The 23,311-nt window shown below is 41.0% G+C and carries 24 protein-coding genes and 1 tRNA gene; 8 read left to right on the top strand and 17 right to left on the bottom strand.

Annotated features, from left to right (window positions below; translation table 11 throughout):
- Positions 1–47 precede the first annotated feature (47 nt).
- The 3 genes from tatC to ppk1 form a co-directional block, all read right to left on the bottom strand.
- Positions 48–791 (bottom strand): twin-arginine translocase subunit TatC, encoded by a 744-nt coding sequence (gene tatC / locus SYN7502_RS11745; RefSeq protein WP_015169030.1) that lies wholly within the window; start codon positions 789–791, stop codon positions 48–50.
- Between the two features lie 87 nt (positions 792–878).
- Positions 879–1,508 (bottom strand): ferritin-like domain-containing protein, encoded by a 630-nt coding sequence (locus SYN7502_RS11740; RefSeq protein WP_015169029.1) that lies wholly within the window; start codon positions 1,506–1,508, stop codon positions 879–881.
- A gap of 197 nt (positions 1,509–1,705) precedes the next feature.
- Positions 1,706–3,778, bottom strand: a complete 2,073-nt coding sequence (ppk1, locus tag SYN7502_RS11735; protein WP_015169028.1) for a polyphosphate kinase 1 — start codon at positions 3,776–3,778, stop codon at positions 1,706–1,708.
- 242 nt (positions 3,779–4,020) lie between these two features.
- On the opposite strand from ppk1, the gene SYN7502_RS18370 reads away from it, so the two are divergent.
- Entirely contained in the window at positions 4,021–4,734 is a 714-nt protein-coding gene (locus SYN7502_RS18370; protein ID WP_015169027.1) for a Spy/CpxP family protein refolding chaperone, read from the top strand.
- Positions 4,735–4,749: 15 nt separating this feature from the next.
- Here the strand turns inward: SYN7502_RS18370 and ribH are convergent, their stop codons facing one another.
- From ribH to bchL, 5 genes are all read right to left on the bottom strand, one after another.
- Complete coding sequence (gene ribH, locus SYN7502_RS11725; RefSeq protein ID WP_015169026.1) at positions 4,750–5,310, bottom strand: 6,7-dimethyl-8-ribityllumazine synthase; 561 nt, start codon at positions 5,308–5,310, stop codon at positions 4,750–4,752.
- 7 nt (positions 5,311–5,317) lie between these two features.
- Positions 5,318–5,506, bottom strand: coding sequence for a photosystem II reaction center protein PsbZ (psbZ, locus tag SYN7502_RS11720; protein ID WP_015169025.1), 189 nt, complete (start codon positions 5,504–5,506; stop codon positions 5,318–5,320).
- A 224-nt stretch (positions 5,507–5,730) separates the two neighbouring features.
- Entirely contained in the window at positions 5,731–6,147 is a 417-nt protein-coding gene (locus SYN7502_RS11715; RefSeq protein WP_015169023.1) for an EVE domain-containing protein, read from the bottom strand.
- A gap of 4 nt (positions 6,148–6,151) precedes the next feature.
- The gene (locus SYN7502_RS11710) at positions 6,152–7,561 is read right to left on the bottom strand and encodes a ferredoxin:protochlorophyllide reductase (ATP-dependent) subunit N (protein ID WP_015169022.1); all 1,410 of its coding nucleotides are present in this window, start codon (positions 7,559–7,561) and stop codon (positions 6,152–6,154) included.
- Positions 7,562–7,656: 95 nt separating this feature from the next.
- Entirely contained in the window at positions 7,657–8,499 is an 843-nt protein-coding gene (gene bchL / locus SYN7502_RS11705) for a ferredoxin:protochlorophyllide reductase (ATP-dependent) iron-sulfur ATP-binding protein (protein ID WP_015169021.1), read from the bottom strand.
- A 299-nt stretch (positions 8,500–8,798) separates the two neighbouring features.
- On the opposite strand from bchL, the gene lpxB reads away from it, so the two are divergent.
- The gene (gene lpxB / locus SYN7502_RS11700; RefSeq protein ID WP_015169020.1) at positions 8,799–9,959 is read left to right on the top strand and encodes a lipid-A-disaccharide synthase; all 1,161 of its coding nucleotides are present in this window, start codon (positions 8,799–8,801) and stop codon (positions 9,957–9,959) included.
- A gap of 7 nt (positions 9,960–9,966) precedes the next feature.
- Here lpxB and SYN7502_RS11695 read toward each other — a convergent pair whose 3' ends face one another.
- The 3 genes from SYN7502_RS11695 to clpP are packed head-to-tail and all read right to left on the bottom strand — an operon-like array spanning position 9,967 to position 13,029.
- On the bottom strand, positions 9,967–11,205 hold the full coding sequence (locus tag SYN7502_RS11695; RefSeq protein WP_015169019.1) for a CCA tRNA nucleotidyltransferase: 1,239 nt from the start codon (positions 11,203–11,205) through the stop codon (positions 9,967–9,969).
- Positions 11,206–11,208: 3 nt separating this feature from the next.
- Positions 11,209–12,408: a M20 metallopeptidase family protein gene (locus tag SYN7502_RS11690; RefSeq protein WP_015169018.1), complete on the bottom strand. Its 1,200-nt coding sequence runs from the start codon at positions 12,406–12,408 to the stop codon at positions 11,209–11,211.
- A gap of 24 nt (positions 12,409–12,432) precedes the next feature.
- Positions 12,433–13,029, bottom strand: coding sequence for an ATP-dependent Clp endopeptidase proteolytic subunit ClpP (clpP, locus tag SYN7502_RS11685; RefSeq protein ID WP_015169017.1), 597 nt, complete (start codon positions 13,027–13,029; stop codon positions 12,433–12,435).
- A 677-nt stretch (positions 13,030–13,706) separates the two neighbouring features.
- Here clpP and SYN7502_RS19405 point away from each other — a divergent pair.
- Complete coding sequence (locus SYN7502_RS19405) at positions 13,707–14,027, top strand: hypothetical protein (protein ID WP_210391280.1); 321 nt, start codon at positions 13,707–13,709, stop codon at positions 14,025–14,027.
- A gap of 5 nt (positions 14,028–14,032) precedes the next feature.
- Positions 14,033–14,170, top strand: coding sequence for a hypothetical protein (locus SYN7502_RS20225; RefSeq protein WP_168130360.1), 138 nt, complete (start codon positions 14,033–14,035; stop codon positions 14,168–14,170).
- Between the two features lie 283 nt (positions 14,171–14,453).
- Here the strand turns inward: SYN7502_RS20225 and SYN7502_RS11670 are convergent, their stop codons facing one another.
- From SYN7502_RS11670 to recO, 4 genes are all read right to left on the bottom strand, one after another.
- Positions 14,454–15,749, bottom strand: a complete 1,296-nt coding sequence (locus SYN7502_RS11670) for a glycosyltransferase family 4 protein (RefSeq protein ID WP_015169015.1) — start codon at positions 15,747–15,749, stop codon at positions 14,454–14,456.
- An 88-nt stretch (positions 15,750–15,837) separates the two neighbouring features.
- Positions 15,838–16,908, bottom strand: a complete 1,071-nt coding sequence (locus tag SYN7502_RS11665) for a glycosyltransferase family 4 protein (RefSeq protein ID WP_015169014.1) — start codon at positions 16,906–16,908, stop codon at positions 15,838–15,840.
- Positions 16,909–17,187: 279 nt separating this feature from the next.
- Entirely contained in the window at positions 17,188–18,495 is a 1,308-nt protein-coding gene (locus SYN7502_RS11660) for an MFS transporter (protein ID WP_015169013.1), read from the bottom strand.
- The gene (recO, locus tag SYN7502_RS11655; protein WP_015169012.1) at positions 18,492–19,310 is read right to left on the bottom strand and encodes a DNA repair protein RecO; all 819 of its coding nucleotides are present in this window, start codon (positions 19,308–19,310) and stop codon (positions 18,492–18,494) included. The genes SYN7502_RS11660 and recO overlap by 4 nt, the downstream gene beginning before the upstream one ends.
- A gap of 221 nt (positions 19,311–19,531) precedes the next feature.
- On the opposite strand from recO, the gene SYN7502_RS11650 reads away from it, so the two are divergent.
- Positions 19,532–19,891: a ferredoxin-thioredoxin reductase catalytic domain-containing protein gene (locus SYN7502_RS11650; protein WP_015169011.1), complete on the top strand. Its 360-nt coding sequence runs from the start codon at positions 19,532–19,534 to the stop codon at positions 19,889–19,891.
- 187 nt (positions 19,892–20,078) lie between these two features.
- Here SYN7502_RS11650 and SYN7502_RS11645 read toward each other — a convergent pair.
- Both SYN7502_RS11645 and petG read right to left on the bottom strand, forming a co-directional pair.
- Positions 20,079–20,163 (bottom strand) — tRNA-Ser (locus tag SYN7502_RS11645).
- A 73-nt stretch (positions 20,164–20,236) separates the two neighbouring features.
- A complete protein-coding gene (gene petG, locus SYN7502_RS18960) occupies positions 20,237–20,341 on the bottom strand; it encodes a cytochrome b6-f complex subunit V (protein ID WP_015169010.1) in 105 nt (34 codons plus the stop codon).
- A gap of 60 nt (positions 20,342–20,401) precedes the next feature.
- Here petG and SYN7502_RS19785 point away from each other — a divergent pair, with 60 nt between their 5' ends.
- The 3 genes from SYN7502_RS19785 to SYN7502_RS11630 are packed head-to-tail and all read left to right on the top strand — an operon-like array spanning position 20,402 to position 23,298.
- Positions 20,402–21,421, top strand: a complete 1,020-nt coding sequence (locus SYN7502_RS19785; protein ID WP_015169009.1) for a DUF1517 domain-containing protein — start codon at positions 20,402–20,404, stop codon at positions 21,419–21,421.
- 6 nt (positions 21,422–21,427) lie between these two features.
- The gene (gene lnt / locus SYN7502_RS19780) at positions 21,428–22,951 is read left to right on the top strand and encodes an apolipoprotein N-acyltransferase (protein WP_015169008.1); all 1,524 of its coding nucleotides are present in this window, start codon (positions 21,428–21,430) and stop codon (positions 22,949–22,951) included.
- A 56-nt stretch (positions 22,952–23,007) separates the two neighbouring features.
- Positions 23,008–23,298, top strand: coding sequence for a YggT family protein (locus SYN7502_RS11630; protein ID WP_015169007.1), 291 nt, complete (start codon positions 23,008–23,010; stop codon positions 23,296–23,298).
- The last annotated feature ends 13 nt before the right edge of the window (positions 23,299–23,311 follow it).

Here is a 23,311-nt window from a genome sequence, read left to right as displayed (position 1 = left end):
CGATCGCTTGCCCCATGATCTCGACAAATGATTATTAAGTTGATTAATTACCGTCCTAATAGTTTAACCAAACCAATACCGCCAAAGTACAAGCCACCCACTGCTCCTGCTAAAAGACTTTGGGTTAAAGGATCGGTAGATGGAGTTAAAATTCCACCGACGACTAAAGCTCCTAAAATTACATATCGCCATCCAGACAACATTTGCTGCGATGACACAATCCCAACTAACCCTAGTAAAGCCTGAACAATCGGAATTTGAAAAGCTAAACCTGTACTAAATAAAAGTAGCAAAACAAACTCAAAGTAGCGATCGATTGACCATAGTTGCTCCACCACATCTCCACCGTAACTGATAAAGAAATTTAAAGCGGCGGGAATTAGGGCTGCGTAAGCAAAGGCAATACCAGCAATAAATAAAATACTAGAACCAAAAATAATTGGCGCAACTAATTTTTTTTCTTTTTTAGTCAAACCCGGCAACACAAACCTAACTATTTGATACAAAATCATTGGGGCTGCTACCAATAAGCCACTGTAACCAGCAACTTTAATCGATACGAAAAAATACTCCCCCGGAGAGAGTTGTAAAAATTTTGCACCCTGGGCGGGAATTTCTAGAAAATAGACAATTTTATTTACAAAGATAAAACAGCCGATAATACCCACGATGATAGTAGCGATCGCATAGAAAATTCGAGTGCGAAGTTCGGCTAAATGATCAAGTAGGGGCATTTCTATATCATCGGCTATTTCTTCTTCTGAATCTATATCTATTAAAGGCTCAATCATAGTAGGCTCAATCAAAGTGGCGAGGCGAAGGAGTATCTTTCAATCCTATACTAATTTTTGAACCTACTGAATGATCTTAAGCTGTGCTTAGACTTTAATAATCCAATTTTTGCGCGTATCAGCACTAACAAAAGCGGCGGGAATTACTTTAATATCTACACCTAAGGACTTAAACGCTGAGCGAATTACTGTAGCATGACTGGCTTCAGTCGAACCAATGCTTGCTGCTGCTGTAATAATAGCTGGAGTTTTAAGTTTTGCTGCCTCTTGCCCGTATGCGATCGCTGCATCAACTTCTAGTGCTAAAGCCAACTTCGCAATATTGACATCAGTATCTAAATTACCATCGCCATTTTTAATGTAGGGCGTTACAGTTGCCAAATAGTCGGCTTGGGCAGTAACTGGAGTCCCGCCTAAATCTTTAATCACTTTAGATAAGACATCACGGTGAGCTTTGTGATCGGCTTGATTAGCTAAGGCAATTTCTAAAACCGCTTTACCAACAGCACTTTGACTAAGTTTTCCCGCCGCAAAACTATATGCCCAAATAGCTTGGTGTTCATAAAAAAGCGCACCATTCAAGATTTTAAGATCATTTGCAGTATTAGTATTCTGAGCCGAGAGAACATTGGGAACTACAGCAAAAGCTGTTAGTCCTGCTGCTCCAAACATTCCCGTCTTGATCAGTTCACGGCGTGAGTTAGTTTGCCGATTCATAAATTTCTCCTAAGTTTGTTTAAGTTGATTTTTTCCGACTAGTCATTTTTATCCTGATTAGTCATGGGAATATTTACGCTTAGTTGTAAAAAATGGATTCTTTACCCTAGTTGTAAATAAATTGATCGTGGTAATCATAAATTTGGATAAATGAATTGGATAGAGCAGAAATGTTCCCTCACCGAAATAAAAAATAGCTAGGTAAAATCAAGGCGAGCTTGGCTCATAAACCGATTTTGGGAAGTAAGTTCAGGCTCACCGTTTTGGGGATGTCTTTGTATATATGTACCATCTGGCTGCAAGTCCCATGCTTGACGATTATCTGCTAGAGTGATCTCTAAAATTTGTTTTAACTCTTGAATCAGGTGATGATCTTCAATGGGAGTAATTACCTCCACACGGGTATCTAAGTTACGAGGCATCCAGTCTGCACTGCCAATAAAAATTTGTTCCTGTCCGCCGTTACTAAAGTAAAAAATACGAGAATGCTCTAAAAATCTGCCAATTACACTCATAACCCTAATATTTTCGCTTAGACCTTGCACTTGAGGACGCAGACAGCAAATACCTCTAACAATTAAATTAATCTTCACCCCAACTTGAGAAGCTTTGTAGAGCAAGGCTATAATCTGCGGATCAACCAAAGAGTTCATCTTGATAATCATGGAGGAAGGATGCCCCGACTGCTGGTGGTGAATTTCTCGCTCAATTAGTTCTATAAAACGTTTACGCATGATCACGGGTGCTACGAGTAATTTGCGATAGTTTTGTTGCCGAGAGTAGCCCGTAAGGTAGTTAAATAAATCAGTCAGGTCAGCTCCAATATCTTCACGGCTGGTCAAAAGCCCTAGATCACTATAAAATCTGGCAGTTTTGGGGTTGTAGTTGCCTGTGCCAATGTGCATATATCTAACAAGGCGATCGCCCTCCTGTCTAACTACCAAAGCGGTTTTTGTATGGGTTTTGAGGTTTTTAATGCCATAGACAACATGAACGCCAGCATTTTCTAACTTCTTTGCCCACAGAATATTATTTGCCTCATCAAATCTCGCCTTTAGTTCTACCAACACCGCCACTTGCTTACCATTTTCGGCGGCACTAATTAAAGCATGCACGATGGGCGAATCTCCAGAAGTACGATAGAGGGTTTGCTTAATTGCTAAAACCTGAGGATCAACGGCAGCTTCTTCAATAAATCTCTGCACACTTGATGTAAATGACTGATAGGGATGATGTACCAACAAATCATGGTGACGTAATATCTCAAAAATACTAGAAGACTCATTTTCTTTGAGCATTGGGTGAGTAACCGATCGCCAAGGACGGTCTTTATAATCAGGTAATGGTAGAGAAGCGATCGCCATCAGGTCTCCTAGCCCCACCAATCCTTCAATATCATAGACATCTTCTTCACAAATGCCCAATTGCTTAATCAAGTTATCCCGAATATTGGCGGGAGTTTGGGCTGCTATTTCTAGTCTGACCACTGCCCCAAATTTTTGTTTTCTCAGTTCTGCCTGCAAAGCTGAGATCAAATCATCAGCCTCATCTTCTTCAATGTCTAAGTCAGCATCACGGGTAATGCGGAAAGGATAATATTCCAAAATCGACATCCCCGGGAATAAAGCCTCTAGGTTATGGGAGATTACCTGTTCTAGTGGTACAAACGTATGAGATTCTGTGGGAATTGAGATAAAACGGGGGAGAAGATGGGGAACCTTAACTCGGGCAAAGAATTTTTCTTGGGTCTCTCGATCTTGAACTACCACCGCCAAGCTTAAACTGAGATTAGAGATGTAGGGAAAGGGATGAGCAGGATCAACCGCAAGGGGAGTTAAAACCGGAAAAACCTTGTCATAAAAATATTGCCTTAGATACTCGTGATGTTTTGAATCTAAGTCTGTATAGTTCAGGATGTGAATATTTGCTTGTTTCAGTTCGAGGCGGAGATGGTATTCAAAGCTTTGGTGTTGTTTCTGCACTAAAGGTAATAGTGCCCTATAAACTGCTTGAAGCTGCACTGTGGGGGTAATACCATCATCGGTAAGAATTTCTCCTTCCTCAGATATTTTCTTTTTTGTGCCTGCCACCCTGACCATAAAAAATTCATCAAGGTTAGTACTAAAAATCGAAAAAAACTTAACTCTTTCTAATAGTGGTGTGCGGGAGTCTAAACCTTCGTGCAAAACTCTTTGATTAAATGCAATCCAACTTAATTCACGGTTAAAGTAATATTCTGAGTTGGCAGAGATTTGATGATGATTAGTCATAGAGAAGGCTTTGTTAATTTGCAAGATCGCTAAACAGTTTATATCTGTTAAAAAAGTTTATAGCAGAGTCTTAGTAAAGTTGGTTAAGGAATGTTCAAGGTTTACTGAACTATCTTTGATCTCTCTTAGTCTAATCGGTTGAAGACATTGAAACAAAGCTTTGATAGGACTTCTAAATCTACCTAGATATTAGTTCTATCTCAAATTTGCATCACAGAAATTAAAATCACAGAAATTAAACTATGAAACTCTCCTCCTCCTTTATTGCTGTTAATACTCTAGCTTTGATCTTTTTAACTCCAGCGATCGCCTTTAGTCAGCCCAGCGATCGACCACCAGAGCAAAATCGCCCCGAATTTAAGCAACTTGATTGGCAGCGACTAGATCGGGAATTGAATCTGACCGAAACTCAAAAGCAACAGATGAAAGCTCTACGGGACAATACCCGCACTCAAATTAATGCTGTTTTAACAACTGAGCAAAAATCTCAACTAGAAGCTGCTATTAAATCTGGTACTAATCCTCGTCAGGCAATGCGATCGCTGAATCTTAGTGATGCCCAAAAAACAAGAATTAAGGCAATTAAAGAATCTGAAAAAGCTAAAAGGGATGCCCTGCTCACATCTGAGCAAAAACAGAAGCTAGAAAAGTTAAGAGCCAGTCGCCCCCAGTTAAACCTTACGGCTGAACAAAAGCAAAAAATGCAAGCAATCAGGACTAACACTCGTGAGAAAATTGCTGAAGTGCTAACCCCTGAACAAAAAATTCAATTTGAACAAAATAAAAAGCCTAGCGATCGCCGTGAGCTAATGAACAGCCTACAAGAAGACCAAAAGTCAAAAATTAGAGCTATTAGAGCGGAAGCCAAGCAAGAAATAGCATCCATTCTCACTCCTGCTCAACTTCAAGAGCTTAAGGAAAAAGGTGGACAAAAATGGGGAATTAAAAATAAGTAGGGAAATAAGTAAAGACTAAGTACTCGCCTCGATCACTGAAGTCGAAATAGTCCCAGTTTCTGCATCAGCTTCACCCAGTAAAGAAGGATGATTTTGACGAATTTGGGACATGAGGCTTGCCATTTCGATCGCATTCATCGCATAGTCCCAACCTTTATTACTTTTAATGCCTGCTCTTTCTAGTGCTTGCTGCATGGTGTCGGCGGTAATAATCCCAAAAATCACAGGGACACCAGTTTGGATCGAAGCATTAGCTATACCTTTAGAAACCTCGGCTGCGACATAATCAAAATGGGGGGTGTCACCACGAATGATTGCCCCCAAACAAATTACAGCATTATACCGACCTGTAGCTGCTAATTCTCTGGCAACTAGAGGGATTTCAAAGCTCCCTGGCACCCAAGCATAGTCCACCTGTCCACGGCGATCGCCACTTACGATATTAATACCATGACGTTGCAGAGCATCTTGACAGCCTTGCAGTAACCTAGTCATAATCAAATCATTGAAACGACCAGCAACAATTGCAAATTTTAGATCGGCGGTGTGGGTAAAGCTTCCCTCAAAAACAGTCATAATTTGCCTATGCTACAAAGGCATTAAGTACACCTACAACTACTACCAATAAGCCCCAAATAATCGAACCTATTAGTAAAAGAGGTTTGGATTGATTCCAGTTACTAGGTGAAGCGTATGCCACAGGCACTCCAACTACCATCACAAAGGAAAATAACACCAGAATCGCTAATAAGAGTTGGAACACAATTGTCATAAATTTCTCCTAAATCTCGTTTTTATGTTTATTTATCAAAGATATAAAGACCAATAATTTTATAAACTTAGCAGAAAATGCGGCTCTTAGATAAAGATTTACATGATCATTGACGAATTAAGCGTGAGTAAAAGTAAATTTGTAACACTTACCAGAACTTTTATTGATTACTTCATCGTGGTTGATGTTCCTTCGCTATGTGCCAGCTATTCTGTCCCTTCGTTTTATTTACCTACAGAATCGGATAAAGCTAAAATCCTTTGCCAATGCTCGGAGGAAACTGGAACCACCGACAGTCGCGAAATTCTTAATAGATCAAAACCTGCAAAATAGGGGTCTTGCTTAATTTGTGCTAATGTTACTGGCTGTTGGAGCGATCTCACTGCTTTAATATCTACAACCGCCCGTTTAGGATCATTAAGCTGAGGATCAATATATGGTGGACTAATCACTTCAGCAATCCCCATTGCTCTCCTTTCATCGCCTGTATGATAAATTAATGCCAAATCACCCACTGCCATTGTCCGAATATGCTTAAGGGCAAGGTTATTATTTACCCCATCCCAAATCGTTTGCACATCTCGCTCTAGATCAGCATAGGAATAGACATGGGGTTCACTTTTTAACAACCAGTAGGACATCGCACTAAATATTGGCTCTAACACCTTCTCTAACAAGCTTATCCCATCCCAAATCTTTTAAATTATGATTACGGCGGAGGGGACGAGTTACCAATTCTAAAATATCACGGGCATTGGTAAAGCCATGAATTTGAGCAAAGGTAAACTCCACAGACCACTTGGTACTGATGCCCCTTGCCTCTAGAGGATTAGCATGAGCCATACCTGTAATCACAAGGTCAGGCTTAAGTTGATGAATCCGTTCAATTTGATTATAGTTGTCGGGCTTTTCCACAATGGTTGGCATTGGGGAATTCATCTCAAAGCAGGTCTTTTTCAGCAATTCTAACTCTGAATCCTGATAGCGTTTATCCATATAAGGAATGCCGATTTCCTGGACATGCATACCTGCCCTAATTAAGAATCGAGCTAGGGAAACCTCTAAAAGGTTATCGCCCATAAAGAATACAGACTTACCACGGATTAGTTGCAAATAGTCTTCCATACTTGCCCAAATCTGCGCTTCTCTTTCTACTAAGCCTTTAGGAGTAATACCCATAGCAGCACATATACTTTCAATCCATGCTTTAGTTCCGTCGGGTCCAATGGGGAAAGGCGCATTAATTAATTTAGCTTTACGTCGGCGCATTAGGGTTGTGGCGGTGCGACTAAGAAAAGGATTAACACCACAGACATAGTAGCCTTCTTCGATCACAGGTAATTCTGTATAACGCTTAGCAGGAAGCCAGCCTGAAACTTGAATGCCCTGTTTTTTTAGTTCCAAGGTCAAATTTGTCACCACGGGATCGGGAAGTGAGCCAAATAAAACTAAAGGCGGGTGTTTAGCATATTCCGAGTTTTCAATATCAATATCTTCTTTTTTCTTGCCAAAATTGAGAAGAGAAGCGATCGCATTTCGTTCTTTTTTATCCGATTCAATTACAGGAGCCTTATCAGGGCAACGGGCTGCCATCGATGCCAGAACAGTATCTTCACCCTGAGTAAAAGCATAATCTAAGCCATTAGCACGGGCAACCACAATAGGAATTCCAATTTCCGCCTCTAGTTTCGGAGCTAGTCCTTCCAAATCCATCTTAATGATTTCCGTGGTGCAAGTACCAATCCAAACAATTACACTGGGATTGCGATCGCGCTTAATTTGTTCACAGAGACGCTTAAGTTCGGCATAGTCATTGAGTTGAGCCGAAATATCTCCTTCTTCCAGTTCTGCCATGGCATAGCGAGGTTCAGCAAAGATCATTACTCCCATGGCATTTTGAAGAAAATAGCCACAGGTTTTGGTGCCAATTACTAAGAAAAAACTATCTTCGATTTTTTGATAGAGCCATGCTACACAGCTAATTGGACAGAAGGTATGATAGTTACCAGTTTCACACTCAAAATTGAGAGCTTGAGGTTCAGCAGTTAAAGTCATAGGTTAAAAATTTAATGAGAATTTAATCAAAAATGTGAAAGTAAGATTTAATTTCTAGGCTAGATAGTCTGGTTTAAATCTTGCATTCTTAGTTTCTATGCCAATACTAATTCCTTCGTAGTAGGGGGATTAAGATAAAAGTCAGACAGTAAAGTAAATAAGTCGCGATCGGGAGAATCCTTAGGAATCACGCCTTCAGGTAGTGCTAGAAGTTGATCGGCAATATTTAAATAATAATCACAGACATATTCTAAGGAAGGATCGGTTTCTGCCATCTCGAATAGAGTTTTGCCTTTTACCCTAGATACACGAATATCTTCAATCAAAGGTAGAATTTCCAATACTGGCATAGGAACATGATCGATATACTTATCAATTAAATCTCTTTTACTGGTACGATTCCCAATTAGACCTGCAAGACGAAGTGAATGGGTACGGGCTTTTTCTCTGACCGAGGCAGCAATGCGATTAGCAGCAAATAGAGCGTCAAATCCATTATCTGTAACAATAATGCAATAATCAGCATAATTAAGTGGAGCCGCAAATCCTCCACAGACTACGTCGCCCAAAACATCAAATAAAATAACATCATATTCATCAAAGGCATTTAATTCCTTAAGAAGTTTGACGGTTTCACCAACCACATAACCGCCACAACCAGCACCTGCGGGCGGACCACCTGCTTCTACGCAATCAACGCCACCATAACCTTTGTAAATTACGTCCTCTGACCACACATCTTCATAGTGGTAGTCTTTTTCGGCAAGGGTATCAATAATTGTAGGGATTAAGTAACCTGTAAGGGTGAAAGTGCTGTCGTGTTTTGGATCGCAACCGATCTGTAGAACTTTTTTACCACGTTTTGCTAATGCTACTGAGATATTACAACTTGTAGTGGACTTGCCAATACCACCTTTGCCATATACTGCTAATTTCACGCTTGTCTCTCCGCTTATTATTAAAACTTGATTGTTGAGTTTAATGTTTCAAAATGCTTAAGATTAATTCAACTGATTAATACTGATTAATTAAATTGACATTATTTGAATTATTGGCGATCCTAGAGACGATCAAGAGATTTCGTTACTAAACTATAGGAATATATGCGAAATGTAAAAATGATCGAAATGAATCCATAGGAATCTTAATTTAATCTCAATAGAATCCCGGGTAAATTCACATAACTTAAATGGACTTTGCCTAGTAAGCTAGAAAGTTAGATTTAAGAAGTAAAACATTGAAGATTTTTATTAGTACAGGAGAGGTTTCAGGTGACTGGCAGGGGGCATTGCTGGTTAAGGCTTTGCTTGAATATGCTAGGTCTTCAGGTATAGATTTAGAAATTGTGGCATTAGGTGGCGATCGCATGGCAGAGGCAGGGGCAACTATGCTGGGTAATACCGTGGGTATTGGCTCCATAGGATTATTAGAAGCTCTCCCCTATGTAATTCCGACAATTTGGGTACAGTGGCAAGCAAAACAACAACTTAGGCGATCGCCTCCCGATTTAGTAATTTTGATTGATTATGTCACCCCTAATTTGGCATTGGGGCGATTTGCTCAGCAGGAATTAAAAGTGCCAGTGATCTACTATATTGCGCCTCAAGCTCCGGGATGGGTGTGGACATTAGGAGATCGTGAAGTTAAAGAAATTGTGGGCTTTACTAGCAAAATTCTGGCAATCTTTCCCCAAGAAGCAAAATATTATCAAGAATATGGCGGTAATGTAGTTTGGGTGGGACATCCGATGGTCGATGTGATGGCAAAATTCCCTGATAAAGTTACAGCCCGTAAGCAACTGGGAATACCTGAATCGGATTTAGTGGTGGGATTATTACCAGCTTCGCGATCACAGGAACTTAAGTATTTATTACCCGTAATTTTAGAAGCAGCACAAAAAATTCAAGCACAACTGCCACAGGTTAAGTTTTGGCTACCTTTATCCATGGAGCGTTATCGGGCTAAGTTTGAACAACTATTCCAAGAGTATGGCGTACCAGTCAAAATTATTTCAGGACAATCCCAATTACTAATGCGGGCTGCGGATTTGGTGCTATCTAAGTCGGGAACTGTAAATTTAGAAGCGGCTTTATTAAATGTGCCTCAGGTCGTGGTGTATAAGGTCAGTAAACTAACTGCTTGGTTAGCGGTAAATGTTCTAAAATTTTCGATTCCATTTATGGCACCACCCAACTTAGTGGAAATGCGTCCCATTGTGCCAGAATTTTTACAACATCATGCCACTGGCGATCGCATTGCGGAAGCTTGTTTAGATTTACTTTTAAATGAATCTCGACGCGCACAAACCTTTAAAGACTATGCCCAAATGCGCGATCGCTTAACTGTAAAAGATACGATGGGACAGGTGGTTAAAGAGGTTTTTAATATGCTGGGTTGATAATTTGCTAGTTACGAGGATTATCATCAGATATTTCTAGCTCTTTAATTAAAATTAGAGCCTTGTCTTTAGTAGTGATTTTGCCGTCAAGGGTGGCATTACGAATTTGAGTTAATAGATTACCTATGATTTTACCCTCGGTATAGCCCAGTGCTTTTAAGTCCGATCCAGTTAAAATAGGTTTAATCCGTTGCCATTGGGTAAAATACTGCCAAATTATGCGGCGATCACTCTTTAGAGATGTAACTGCAAAGATAATTAATTCAACTTCTTGATAGGTGCGTAATACTTTAACGATCGCACTTGGGAGATCACAGGACTTTAATTTTTGAGATAGCAATTCTAATTTTTGTGGTTCTAGGTAGGATAAAAGTAACTTTTCGGCAATTTCAGGAAAATTCAGATCGGGCTTGAACCAGCGTAACCATTTCCGTAATCGGCTTAAGTGTAGGCTGAAATCTTTTGGTAATTTTAATTCTGGATCAATACAGCGCAGTCCTCCTAATTGATCAAGCGATCGCAGCATTTTTACCGCTAAAGGATGGGCAAATATATAGTGAATTTCTGCTTTTAATCTACTTCCACCAATGCGATCGTGTAGTCCACTGGCGGTAACTGCTCGGATTTCTGCTGCTGTTTGTGGATGCAGGGTAAAGCCAAACCTAGTGGCAAAGCGTACTGCTCGAAATATCCGCCTGGGGTCTTCGGCAAAGCTACCAACTCGAATTGCCCGAATTTGATGATTAATTAAATCAGAATAGCCATCAAATAAATTAATTATTTCCGTCTTCCCAACTTCAAGGGCAAAGGCATTAATTGTAAAGTCACGGCGATAGAGGTCTTGATCTATGGAACTAGCTTGAACTTGGGGATTTGCGCCTGGATAGGCATAAATTTCGCTTCTGGCAGTGGCAATATCTAGGCTAAACTTGGGGCTAGATTGTGATTTCAAGGCTGTCCATTCAAGCAATGCAGTTTGAAATTTATCGTAGGTCTGTAATTTAGCTTGTGGAAAAATCCGATGTAAGGCGATCGCCACTTCAATTCCCGATCGTTCTCCGCCATCAACAACTAAATCCACATCTGTAGGATCAAATCCTGTCCCATTTATCCCTGCCATCAACCCATCTCTGACAATTCCCCCCACGGCATAAATTTTCCAACCTCGATCTTGAGTGATCCGTAGGGCTGTAGTTAAAATGTGCGATCGCTCTGCATCAAAAAATTGCCATAGGTCTAAATTCATGAGCTAGTTAGTGAACTTTTCCACGCACCTGACAAATATCTCTACTCCTGCACTAAGGACAGTTTCATCAAAGTCAAAGCGGGGATGATGGTGGGGATATGCCAAATCCAAATCGGGATTCGCTGATCCTAAAAAGAAATAACAACCAGGGACTTCCTGTAAAAAGAAGGACATATCTTCGCCGCCCATGGTTTGGCATTCAGGCACAATTCCTGCCGGGGTTTCAATTACAGACTCAGCCACAGATCGGACTAAATTAGCGATCGCCTGATCATTAATTACAGGTGGATAGAGTTTGTGATAACAGAGTTCATACTTCGCTCCCAAACTTTGACAAACTCCAGCAATTACCTGCTCAATTCTCTGGGGTAACATTTTGCCTAGAGATGGATTAAAGTATCTGACGGTGCCACTTATGCGAGCAGTGTCGGCAATTATATTTGTGGCAGTACCAGCATGAAATTCACCAACGGTAACTACGGCAGCATCAAGGGGATCAACATTTCGAGCTACAATGGTTTGGAGAGCATTCACCACCTGCGCTCCCACTAGTAAAGCATCTACAGTTTGATGAGGCATTGCCCCGTGACCACCTCTTCCTAAAATTTGGCAATGAAAAAACTCTACGGCCGCCATTAATGCCCCACCGCGCACACCCACTGAACCCAAGGGTAGATTATTCCAAACGTGTAAACCAATGATGGCATCAACTTGCTCTAAAACCCCCGCTTCGATCATGGGCATAGCACCACCCGGACCTTCTTCCGCAGGCTGAAAAATAATTTTGACTGTCCCTTTAAGTTTAGAGCGATGTTGCCATAAATAATAGGCTGTACCCAAAGCGATCGCCACATGACCATCATGACCACAGGCGTGCATTAAACCATCAATTTGGGAGCGATAGGAGATTATATTTTCTTCTTGAATGGGCAGGGCATCCATATCGGCACGAATTGCTAACACTGGACTAGCTCCCAATTCTCCCTTGATCATAGCCACAACCCCGGTATGGGCAATCTCGGACTCGTAGGGAATTCCCCATGCTGCTAGCTTGTCAATAATTAAATTAGCCGTGCGAGTTTCCTTAAATCCTAGTTCGGGAAATCTGTGCAGCGATCGCCGCCAATGCACAAGGTCTGACTGCAACCTGAGGATTTCTGGTCGAATATTGAGTTTGCTAGAAACAGTGGGTGAAATAATCATATTAATCTTATTGCTTAGGCTTCCTTAGGCAGCAACAGCTAGGGTCGGACGCTTAACCACAACTTGATCAATTAGTCCGTATGCCTGAGCCTCAACCGCAGACATAAAAAAGTCACGATCTGTGTCATTACCAATTTCCTCTAGGGATCGACCTGTATGGAATGCCAGTAACTCATTCAACCGATTTTTATGGTAGAGAATTTCCTTAGCTTGAATTTCAATATCTGTTGCCTGTCCTTGGGCACCGCCGAGGGGTTGGTGAATCATGATACGAGTATGGGGTAAAGATAGTCTTTTGCCTTTGGTACCACCCGCCAATAAAAATGCACCCATGCTGGCAGCTAAGCCTACACAAATTGTAGAGACATCAGGGCGAATATGCTGCATCGTGTCATAAATTGCCATGCCTGCGGTCACTGAGCCACCGGGAGAGTTGATGTAAATGAAAATATCTTTTTCGGGGTCTTCAGCTTCAAGGAATAGTAATTGAGCCACCACCAAATTAGAGACGTTATCATCGATCGCCGTACCTAAGAACACGATTCGTTCCCGTAGTAAGCGTGAGAATATGTCAAAGGCGCGATCGCCACGACCAGACTGTTCAATAACGGTTGGAATCATAGTTTGAAAGAATGTGAAACAAAATTCGTATAGGGACTATTCTAATCTACCTAACTGGGGTAAAAAATTTATAAAAGCTAGAAATTATGTACGGAAAACCGATTAGCTAATTAATACCTCAATTCTTTTTTGATGTTCTACCCACTTATTTTTTAAGCATTTAGTTTTTTAAGCTCTTCGATATTGCCAACCTCAAAATCTTGACTATATACAGTGATTTAATGTAGATGACTAAGAAATTGTTATCTTACCCAGCCTTTAGATTGATTTTATCCCAACTAACAATCTGATTTTGGGTATATTTTGAGCTTTTACTGAGGAGTATTTTCATTAATGTTGAACCAAAAAAGAAAAAAAACTAATCGATTTTTAAAGTGGAATCGATTTGCAGCCTTAACACTGGCATTTGTAACAGCTATAAGTTTAGTGGCAGTTAGCTACTTAACAACTTTCGTATCTGCTCAAACCAATAAACCTAGCGTCATTAAGGTTCACTATGCTTACTATATGACCCAAGTTGCTAGTTTCAAAGATAAAGAAATACTGCTACAAAATTAAAAAGTAGATTTGCAGCAGTAAATAAATGAATGACAAAATTATAGCTATATATTGCCTGTGTGATGATTTACTAAGGTGATTACAGTAATCCCCAACAAAAAATGAGCGATGCAGAAGAAATGACTACAGCAAACATCGCAGGAATATATTTTGGCGGAAATATAGAGAAAGCCAGAGAATTATCAGATACTCCGAATTTAATACCTAAAATGCTAAGCCGTAGTCAGTTTAATCTCCGATTACATAAGCTAGAGCCTATACTGATAGTATTTTTAGAAACTTTAGGTAAATATTGGTCATGCTTAAATGCCGAGTCAATCTACAGTATTGATAGTTTTCCAATTTCAGTATGTGACAATATTCAGATTTCTAGGTCAAGGATATACAAAGATGAGAGCTACAGAGGTTTTCAAGCCAAAATTTCTACGGAGTCAAAGTAAATTTAATGGTCATAGAAAAAGTTGAACCTGTTGAGTTCTTTATCTCTCCTAGGGGATTTGCCGATGTTAAGGCTCTTCAAGTATTTAATTTTGATTTGCCCGCAGGCATTATTGTCCATGCAGATAAGGCTTATAAACACTAGGAGTTTAAAGATGCACTACTTGAGGATGGCAAAATTCACCTGTCTGCGATATGAAAACAAACTCTATCAGACCTGTACCTGCTTCTGTTAAATGCTAAGCGTAAAGTTATTGAAACTACTGGTAGTTTAATTTCTCAGATGCTAACTAAATCAATTCATGCTCTCACGGCTAAGGGTTTTGAGCTTAAGGTTATGTACTTTGCTCTAAGTGTTAATTTATGGGTAGCAACTTAGGTTACCTAAATATTTTATTTTTACTTAGGAGATACCTGAATTAATTGTTCTACGCTGATCTGTTTATACTTGGCATCTTATAACTCCAATCTTGATCATGCATAATCGATCGCGCTAACACATGACGATAGAGTTCACTCAATTGAATAGTTACTCCTGACCAACTAAATCGCTGATTGACATTTAATGCTGCTTGCTTGCTCATTTTTTTTGCCCATAGCTCATCAAAGAGAATGCGATGGATTCCATTAGCAAAAGCTTTTATATCTTTAGGTTCAACTAATAGTCCTGTTTCTTCGGGAATAATTGTGAACTTCAATCCTCCGACATTAGAAGCAACAACAGGAACACCACAAGCCATTGCCTCGATCGCCACTAACCCAAAGGGTTCATAATGACTAGGGATTACACAAACATCAGCAGCTGTATAATAGAAGGGTAAAATATCATGCCCAATTCTTCCCGTAAATACTGTAAAATCTCTCATTCCTAATTCATTTACGATATTTTCAATTCTTTTGCGCTCTTCGCCATCGGGCATATGATCAGAACTGCCACCGATAATTACTAATTTAAGATTTTGAGAACTCTGCACCTTTAGGAGAGCAAATGCTCTTACCAAGGTCTCAATCCCTTTTCGTTCATCAAATCTGCCCACATACAGAATGATTTTCTCGTGGTTCCCAAATCGCAATTTAGCTCTGGCTTGAGCTTTGGATGTGAGCCGAAAGTTATTGGTGTCGGTACCACAGGGAATGACTTCAATTTGTCCACGAGTTGAAACCAGCGATCGCAAACTTTCTTGTTCTTGAGGACTAGTTGCCACAACACAATTGGCACATTCTAAAATCTCTCGCTCGATCCTGAGGCGGGTATTAGCGATTGGAGAAATTTCCACTTGAGATTGATATTTTACTGCTCCTAGGGAGTGATAGGTATGCACTAATTGGATACCACTAGTTTTTTGTAACTCCATCCCCACCCAAGCGGACAGCCAATAATTAGTATGAATTAATGGATAATTCAAGCCCTGCTGCTGTTGGAATACTTGAAATGAATCCACAAACTCGGGCATATATTCAAACAATCGATCTCTAGGAATGTATGTTTCTGCTCCAGCTTTGAGACGAATAGTTCGGCAGTGGGGGGAATGTTGAACAATTATAGGATCATCCCTATGGACTTTGCGCGTAAACATATCTACATGCCAACCCAGTAAAGCCAGTGTTTCTCCCACATGACGCACATATACATTCTGTCCACCTGCCTCTTCTAGTCCCACATCTGCGGCAGGATCGGCATGGTCAGAAATGAGAGCGATCGCCTGTCTATTTAAGCTGAGCATAGTATTTATCTCCTTGATCTCCTTGTGATGATGTTCTTTTAACCCCCATAGCGATCGTATTGTCTCCATGAGAGGATACGGTTCAGAGTCACTGCATTACTAAGTTCCGATGTTGTCCGTTGCGGGAATATTGTGTTCCTAAAATTTTCTGATATACAGCCTCATAGCCATCCGCCATACGTTTGGCAGTGAAATTAAGTAAGACATGTTCTCGACAGGCATACCGATTTAACTGGGCGGCAAGAGCGATCGCATCTATACACTCGGTCACAGTCTGACACAGAAATCCACTGATGCCGTGGGCAATCACTTCAGATGCAGAGCCTAAGTTAATAGCAATTACAGGCGTTCCCGTAACCATAGATTCAATCATCACCAATCCAAAGGGTTCCTTCCAAGTAATCGGAAAAAGTGTGGCAACGGCTCCACCCATGAGAGTACTTTTTTGTTGATGATTAGCCTCACCGAGAAATTGAATTTGCGCTCCATCGATATGAGGACGAATTTGATTCTCAAAGTATGCTAAATCCACAGCATCAACTTTTCCTGCCATCTTTAAATTCCATCCTGAACGTTTCGCAATCTCGATCGCCAAGTGTGCGCCCTTTTCAGGTGACATCCGCCCCAAAAAAGCCAGATACGGCTGATGTTCTGGTTGAGGATAAAAGCTATAGGTATGAGGGGCAATGCCGTTATAAACGGTGGATACATAGTTTAAGCCTAAGCTCGTATCCCTTTGGGAATTGGAAATACTGATAAATGGTTGCTTTCGCACATGACTAAACAACTTTTGATTATCAGCCGTAAATATGCCATGCAATGTATGTACTGTCGGTGTTTTAACCAGATTGGAATAGGGTAATGCGACACAACCGACATGGGAATGAATAATGTCAAATTGATCAGCATGCTCATAGACTCGACTCATATTGAGCATATCGTAAATATTTGGGTCTTTAACACTGGTATCCAAACGCAAGGCTCTAGGATGAACAGATTCTAACTTAGCTGAAGTGATAGAATCGCCAGATGCAAATAGTGTGACATCATGCCCCCTTTTGACTAATTCTTCCGTGAGTAAACTAACTACGAGTTCAGTACCGCCATAGGCAGGGGGAGGAACCTGTTCCCATAGTGGCGCAACTTGGGCAATTCTCATTATGAATCTCCTGTTCTATAATTTTTCGCAGAGGCAATGATAATGGCTGAGTCTGGAAAGGTTGTTATCTATAGAAGAGACTATAACTGGGTGATGTATCAGATTATGTATATCTAAATTTAAGAATTCTGTGAGTTGTATAGGATGTATAAGAATGCACTAAAACTTGATGAAAAATTGATTCTTCGCAGGAGTCTACTGCTGATATTGAGAGACATCAGTTTCCCGATGGGAGTGAGATATAGTAATTATCTCCAAGTAATATCTCCAAGGAACCTACTAGGTATCAGAGGCAAGATACCAAGTTAAAATTCCAGTCAGTAGGGCGATCGCTCCCAAGCTCAAAATTACAACTTCCAAGCCTACATAGGATTCCGCAATTCCCGCCAGAGCTAGGGGTAAACTCAGGGCAATGTTAATGGCATTATTTTGTAAACCAAAGACTTTTCCCCGCATTTCTTCAGGTGTTTGCTCTTGAATAAGGGTTTGCATGGGAATTACAGAGATGCCAGCAAAAATGCCTATGCCCCCAATCATTGCTAAGCCTAACCAAAAGCGATCGCAGACGACTGAAAGTCCAGCTAAAAATATTGCCATGCCAATTGATCCGATCAGTGCCAGAAGGTGGCGGGATAATTTTTGTCCAAACTGCCCCACGATCGCTGCGCCAATAGCAATCCCCAGACTAGCATCCGCCAATAAAAAGCCAAACTGTTCTGACTTAATCTCTGGCATAACCTCAGCTAAACGTACCGCTAATACGGTCATCGCTGCAATTACGGAAAATGTGCTAACTAACTGCAATAAAGCTGACTGTACTGCCCGATTTTGACGTAGGTACTGTAATCCATCTTTAATATCTACCCACACATGAGGCTCTTCTTGATCTTTATTACGAGTTTCTCCCGTTTTCATCAGCATTAGCACTAAACCAGCTAACAAATAGCTCACACCCACGACAATTTCTTTCCCCGCTTCTTGAATTAGGCGATCGGCAAAGGCAAGTAGTGGTTCCCCAATCGCAAATCCTAAAATCATGGCAGCCATAATCGTAGTGGTGCAGATAGAGTTGGCAGCAAGCAGTTTAGGCTTTTCCACAATTAGAGTAATGGCTGATTGTTCGGCGGGAGTGAAAAATTGCGTAAACGTTGACACCAGAAATGTAACCACCAAAATTGCTACAAACCCCGACGGTGAAGTCCCAGGGGGTTGCCAGTTAGCCGTTGCCCAGAGCAATAGGGGAATGCTTAAAACCAATCCACCCCGAAACAGATTAGAGCCAACTAACACCCACTTTTTTGACCACCGATCCACATACACCCCAGCGATCGAGCCGAACAAAACCGCAGGGATCGTAAAAGCCACCATCACCGCCGAAACCCAGCCGCTAATTCTTTCACCTTCCTGCTGAAACTGGCTAGAAATAATAGCAATAATTAAAACGAGGTAAACCTTATCGGCAATCTGAGAAAATATCTGTCCCAGCCATAACAACAAAAAATTACGATTGCTAAGCACTGAACTAGAGTCAGGCTGTTGGGGAGGTAAATCTGGTGTAGTTTCAACACTAACCGAGTCAAAAATCATAAATTAAAACAAGTATCTATCAAAGTTCCCGAAAGAATCGGTCGATCAAAGTGGTACTGGGCATAGGCACGGAGGATGCGTTCAACCGTAATCCAAGTGGAATAAGAGAGGGCATCTTCTATAGAGCGATCAAGGAATTGATCAGGTGAGCGATCAAATGGGGGATCGTAAGCAGTGAGGGTTTGCAAAGCATTTAATTCCCTACCGTTAAGATGATAATTAATTTTAGGGGCAGATTGCTTAAATTCTAGTGATTCTGCTAATTTTACGACCCCTCCCCCTGCAATACTAAATCCAACTTGCCATTGAGAGCTACTTAAGTTTGGAGTTAGGGGCTGTCTGGTTAGACAACAGGCATGGAGTTCAGGAGCAAAGCCTGCGATCGCCAAGAGATGATAAATACCATGATTTAAGGACAATAGTGGGTTATGCTCACCTCCCTCTAAGTTTTTTAACTGTTGAGTTAGTAATCCAAATAGCTGCTCTTGGGGCTGTGCTGATAAAGCTTGAACCAGAACCAATTCGGCTAAATACTGGGCAGCAGTGAGTTTACCTAGATTTTGTCCCAGTCCCGTAAAGGCATATATAGTTTCCGCTTGGGTAATACGATCAAGATTTCGTCCCGAGCTAATTTGCAAATCATTCATGACAAATAGTCCCGATCGCCCCGCCATCCCTGAACGATGTTTTCTTGCTCCTGTGGCTACAGCTTTAATTAATCCATATTCCTTAGTCAAAATTGTAAGCAGGCGATCACTTTCACCTAACGCCATACTTTTAAGATTTATACCCGTTGCTCGATAAGTTTGTCCCATATTTGAGTCATTTTATGCCAAGTAAATATCAAGTCAACATCAAGAAGTTCATTAATTAGTTAATTAGTTTTCCAAGTTGTTATGTAGAAATCATAGGTGATTTGTGAGAGGGGTGAACCCCCCCCATCTCCCCACCGACTCAATCCATTTGGGATTGCTATAACTGCGAGGGTTAATTTCATGGTATAGATATTTTAATTAAGATTTTAAGATTGCTAACCATGTCAAGTGCGCCAGAATCCCGAGGTTTAAATAAGTCTTCAAACAAAAGCTTTGAGGCGATGCGTAAGTTTGCAGAAACCTATGCCAAGCGCACAGACACATTTTTTTGTGCTGATCCATCGATTACCACCGTCGTTATTGAAGGCTTAGCAAAGCATAAAGACGAATTAGGCGCACCCCTTTGTCCCTGCCGCTACTACGAAGACAAAGAAGCTGAAGTTAAAAATACCTACTGGAATTGTCCTTGCGTTCCAATGAGGGAGCGTAAAGAATGTCACTGTATGCTATTCCTAACTCCAGATAATCCCTTTGTGGGCGATAAACAAGAATTAGAAGTGGTTGAAATTAGCTATGAGTAGATTTTAATAAGCCTATATACCCGATCATTGCAGCCACCTAGACCCTTAATTAGAGTTTATCCTAGCCATTAGGGGCTATTTAGGCTACATCAGAATATCTGTGTCTAAGCCAAGGTTGTAGAAATATCTTGAGTTATGGTCTTGCTCAGTAGCGATCGCAAAAGTTTTAACAAAAATAACTAATCAACGGAGAGAGGGGGATTCGAACCCCCGGACCTTTGACAGTCATTCGATTTCAAGTCGAACGCGATCGACCACTCTGCCATCTCTCCAATTGCTAATATTAGAGTATTTGGGCAAGATTGCAAAGTAACTGATTTTGTTTACTTTTAATTTACAAACTATCTAAACGGACTCACGGTTATATTGCTTATAGGCAGCAAAGAAAAGACCGCCCAAAGTAATAAAAATTAATCCTAAACAAATGCCAGAAAGAATTGGTTCTACCACAGAATATATTTATTGAACTCTACAAAGTCTAGTTTAACCATTAATTACTCCCAAGGCAAAATGCAAAACATAAAGTTTCGTAAGTTAACTACAAGCCTAATGCTTTTGGTGTTTATCAATACCATTGGATCGAACCTGTTTAAACATTCTCCCAATAGCTCGGCAATAGATCGCAAGAATAATTTAGCAACAATATTTAATGATAGGGCTGAGGCAAGAAGTACTGGAGCTAGGACAGGTGGTGGTTCCTTTCGGCGATCATCACCTTCCAATAGCAGTCCAATTCGCTCTAATCCTGCCCCAATTCAACCCAATCGGACAGGGGGAAATAATACAATCATTGCTCCTATTTTTATTCCCGGCAGTGGTGGCTATAACAACGGTTATCGTAGTTCTAGTTCATCCTCCGATGGCAGTTGGCTTGTTTTCCTGATCGTAATCTTGGCACTAGCAGGAACTGGATACCTAATCTATCGAGTCCTGAGAGCCACGAATGTTGGGGTTTCAGAGCTAGACAATAACAAAGTCACGATTAGCAAACTCCAAGTTGGGTTATTAGCAGAAGCAAGGGTAATTCAAAGCCAACTAACCGAGCTCAGCCTTGATGCTGATACGGAAACTCCTGAAGGCTTATTAATGCTTTTACAGGAGTCAGCGATCGCTTTACTCAGAACTCCAGAAAATTGGGTGTATGTATCCTCCAGTTCCCAAGCTACAACTAGAGATAAAGCCGAAGATTTATTTAATAGCCTGTCGATCGCCGAACGCACCAAGTTTAGTACCGAAACCTTAGTAAATATGAACGGTCGTGTCAGAACTAGCAACAACTATAAAAATGACCCCGATCAAGCTCCTGCTGCTTACATTGTCGTCACCCTGTTAATTGGGACTGAATACGATCAACCTTTATTTGGTCAGATTAATTCACGAGAGGCTTTACAAAATGCATTAGAAAAAATAGCAGGGATTTCTGGTGAGGCTTTATCTGTATTTGAACTGCTGTGGACTCCCCAAACTGAAACCGATGCCCTGACCTATGATGAAATGTTAAGCGAATATACTGACATGGTGGCGATTTAGTTATTCATGCAGAATTGGCAAAAAATTGTAATTGCGGCAACAGGTGGGATTTTAATGGGCTTGACCCCCGATCCCTTTAGTCTGTGGATATTGGCTTGGATTGCTTTAGTTCCCCTATGGTTAATGACCCAGCAACTATCTGTGCGATCAGCAATGTTAATGGGGGCTGTATGGGGCTTTTGCTATCACGGCATGGCTTTATTTTGGATTACAGGTATCCATCCGATGACTTGGTTGGGAGTACCTTGGGTAGCTAGTTTAGCGATCGCCATTGGCGTATGGTTATTTATTACGATTTGGGGCTTAGTGCTTGCGGCTGTGTGGGCAGGAGGCATGGCATGGTTAACCCCAAAATTATCGGGATGGGGAAGGATTATCGTAGCGATCGCTTTATTTTGTACCTTAGAAACGATTTGGAGTTGGGGGGCATTGAATTGGACGGCATTAGGCTATACCCAAAGTCCCCATAATTTAATCATGTTGCAGATTACCAAGCTTTCTGGGCAGCAGACTATGACCGCAGCGATTGTCGGGATAAATGGGCTATTAGCAGAGTTTATAGATTCCTATGCCTATGGGGTAAGAGCCAAGTGGCGTTATTTAATCGTAGCGCTCGCCCTAGTTTTAGCAATTTGTGTGTATGGCTCTTGGTCAATGGCAAGCACGGCTGATGCTAATGAAAAGGCTCTTAAGGTCGGCATTATTCAAGGGAATATCCCTAATCCAGTCAAGCTGAAGTTTGATGGCATTAAGTTGGCAGTGGAAAGGTATGCCCAGGGCTATGAAAAATTGGCTCAGTCAAAAGTGGATATGATCCTGACTCCCGAAACCGCAATTCCGATTCTTTACCCCAACTCCGATCCTCGCCGCAGTGCCTTTGATCAGATGGTGGAAAAATATAATATCCCCGTGTGGATGGGTAGTTTTGGCTATGCCAACAGTCCTAATAACCCCTATGGTTACAGTAATAGCTTGTTTTTGCGCGATCGTACCCATTTGAATTTAGCTCAGTATAATAAAGTTCGTTTAGTTCCCATCGGAGAGTTTATTCCCTTTAAGCAAATCTTGGGTGGATTAATTAAAAGACTATCTCCGCTTAGGGGTGAAGTTGAGGCAGGTAAGAGCGATCAAATAATCGATACACATTGGGGAAGGTTAGTTGTGGCAATTTGCTATGAGTCTGCCTATCCCTCTCATTTTCGCTATCAAGCGGCGGCGGGGGGACAGCTAATTTTAACTGCTTCTAATAACGCTCACTATGCGGAAACCATGCCTGCTCAACACCATGCTCAGGATGTGGCTAGGGCGGTGGAAAGCGATCGCTGGGCAGTAAGGGCAACAAATACAGGTTATTCAGGGATAGTCGATCCCAATGGACGCACAATTTGGATTTCGGGCATTAATACCTATGAAACCCATGCTGATACGGTTTATTTCAGGAATACAGAAACTCCCTATGTTAAATTTGGCGATTGGTTAACCAGTTTATTCTGCCTTGGGGCTGTAATTGTTAAATTCTTGAAACTGTGAGATAGATGCTATGGGTTATGTTAAAAAGAATAAATACGATTAACTAAATAACTACTGTGACTAACTTTGAAATTGGTACCCTCATCCTGAGTCTAATTTTAGGCTTAATGATTTTCCTCAATATTTTTCGCATAATTTTGAGTTGGTACCCTCAAGTTACGCTTACTAAATTCCCTTTTAATCTGGTTTATCTACCAACCGAACCCCTATTATTTATTCTGCGTCGATTAATTCCGCCGATTGGTGGAGTTGATATTAGTCCAGTAATTGGTGTGGCAATTTTTAGTCTGATCCGTGAGCTTTTGCTTGGTCAGCAGGGAATTTTAACGATGATGCAGTTTAATTAAATACCTAGTAAGT

This window comes from Synechococcus sp. PCC 7502 (genome assembly GCF_000317085.1).
Lineage (GTDB): Bacteria > Cyanobacteriota > Cyanobacteriia > Pseudanabaenales > Pseudanabaenaceae > PCC-7502.
The sequence above is the reverse complement of the archived record's forward strand: the minus strand, read 5'-3'. Positions and strand labels throughout refer to the sequence as shown.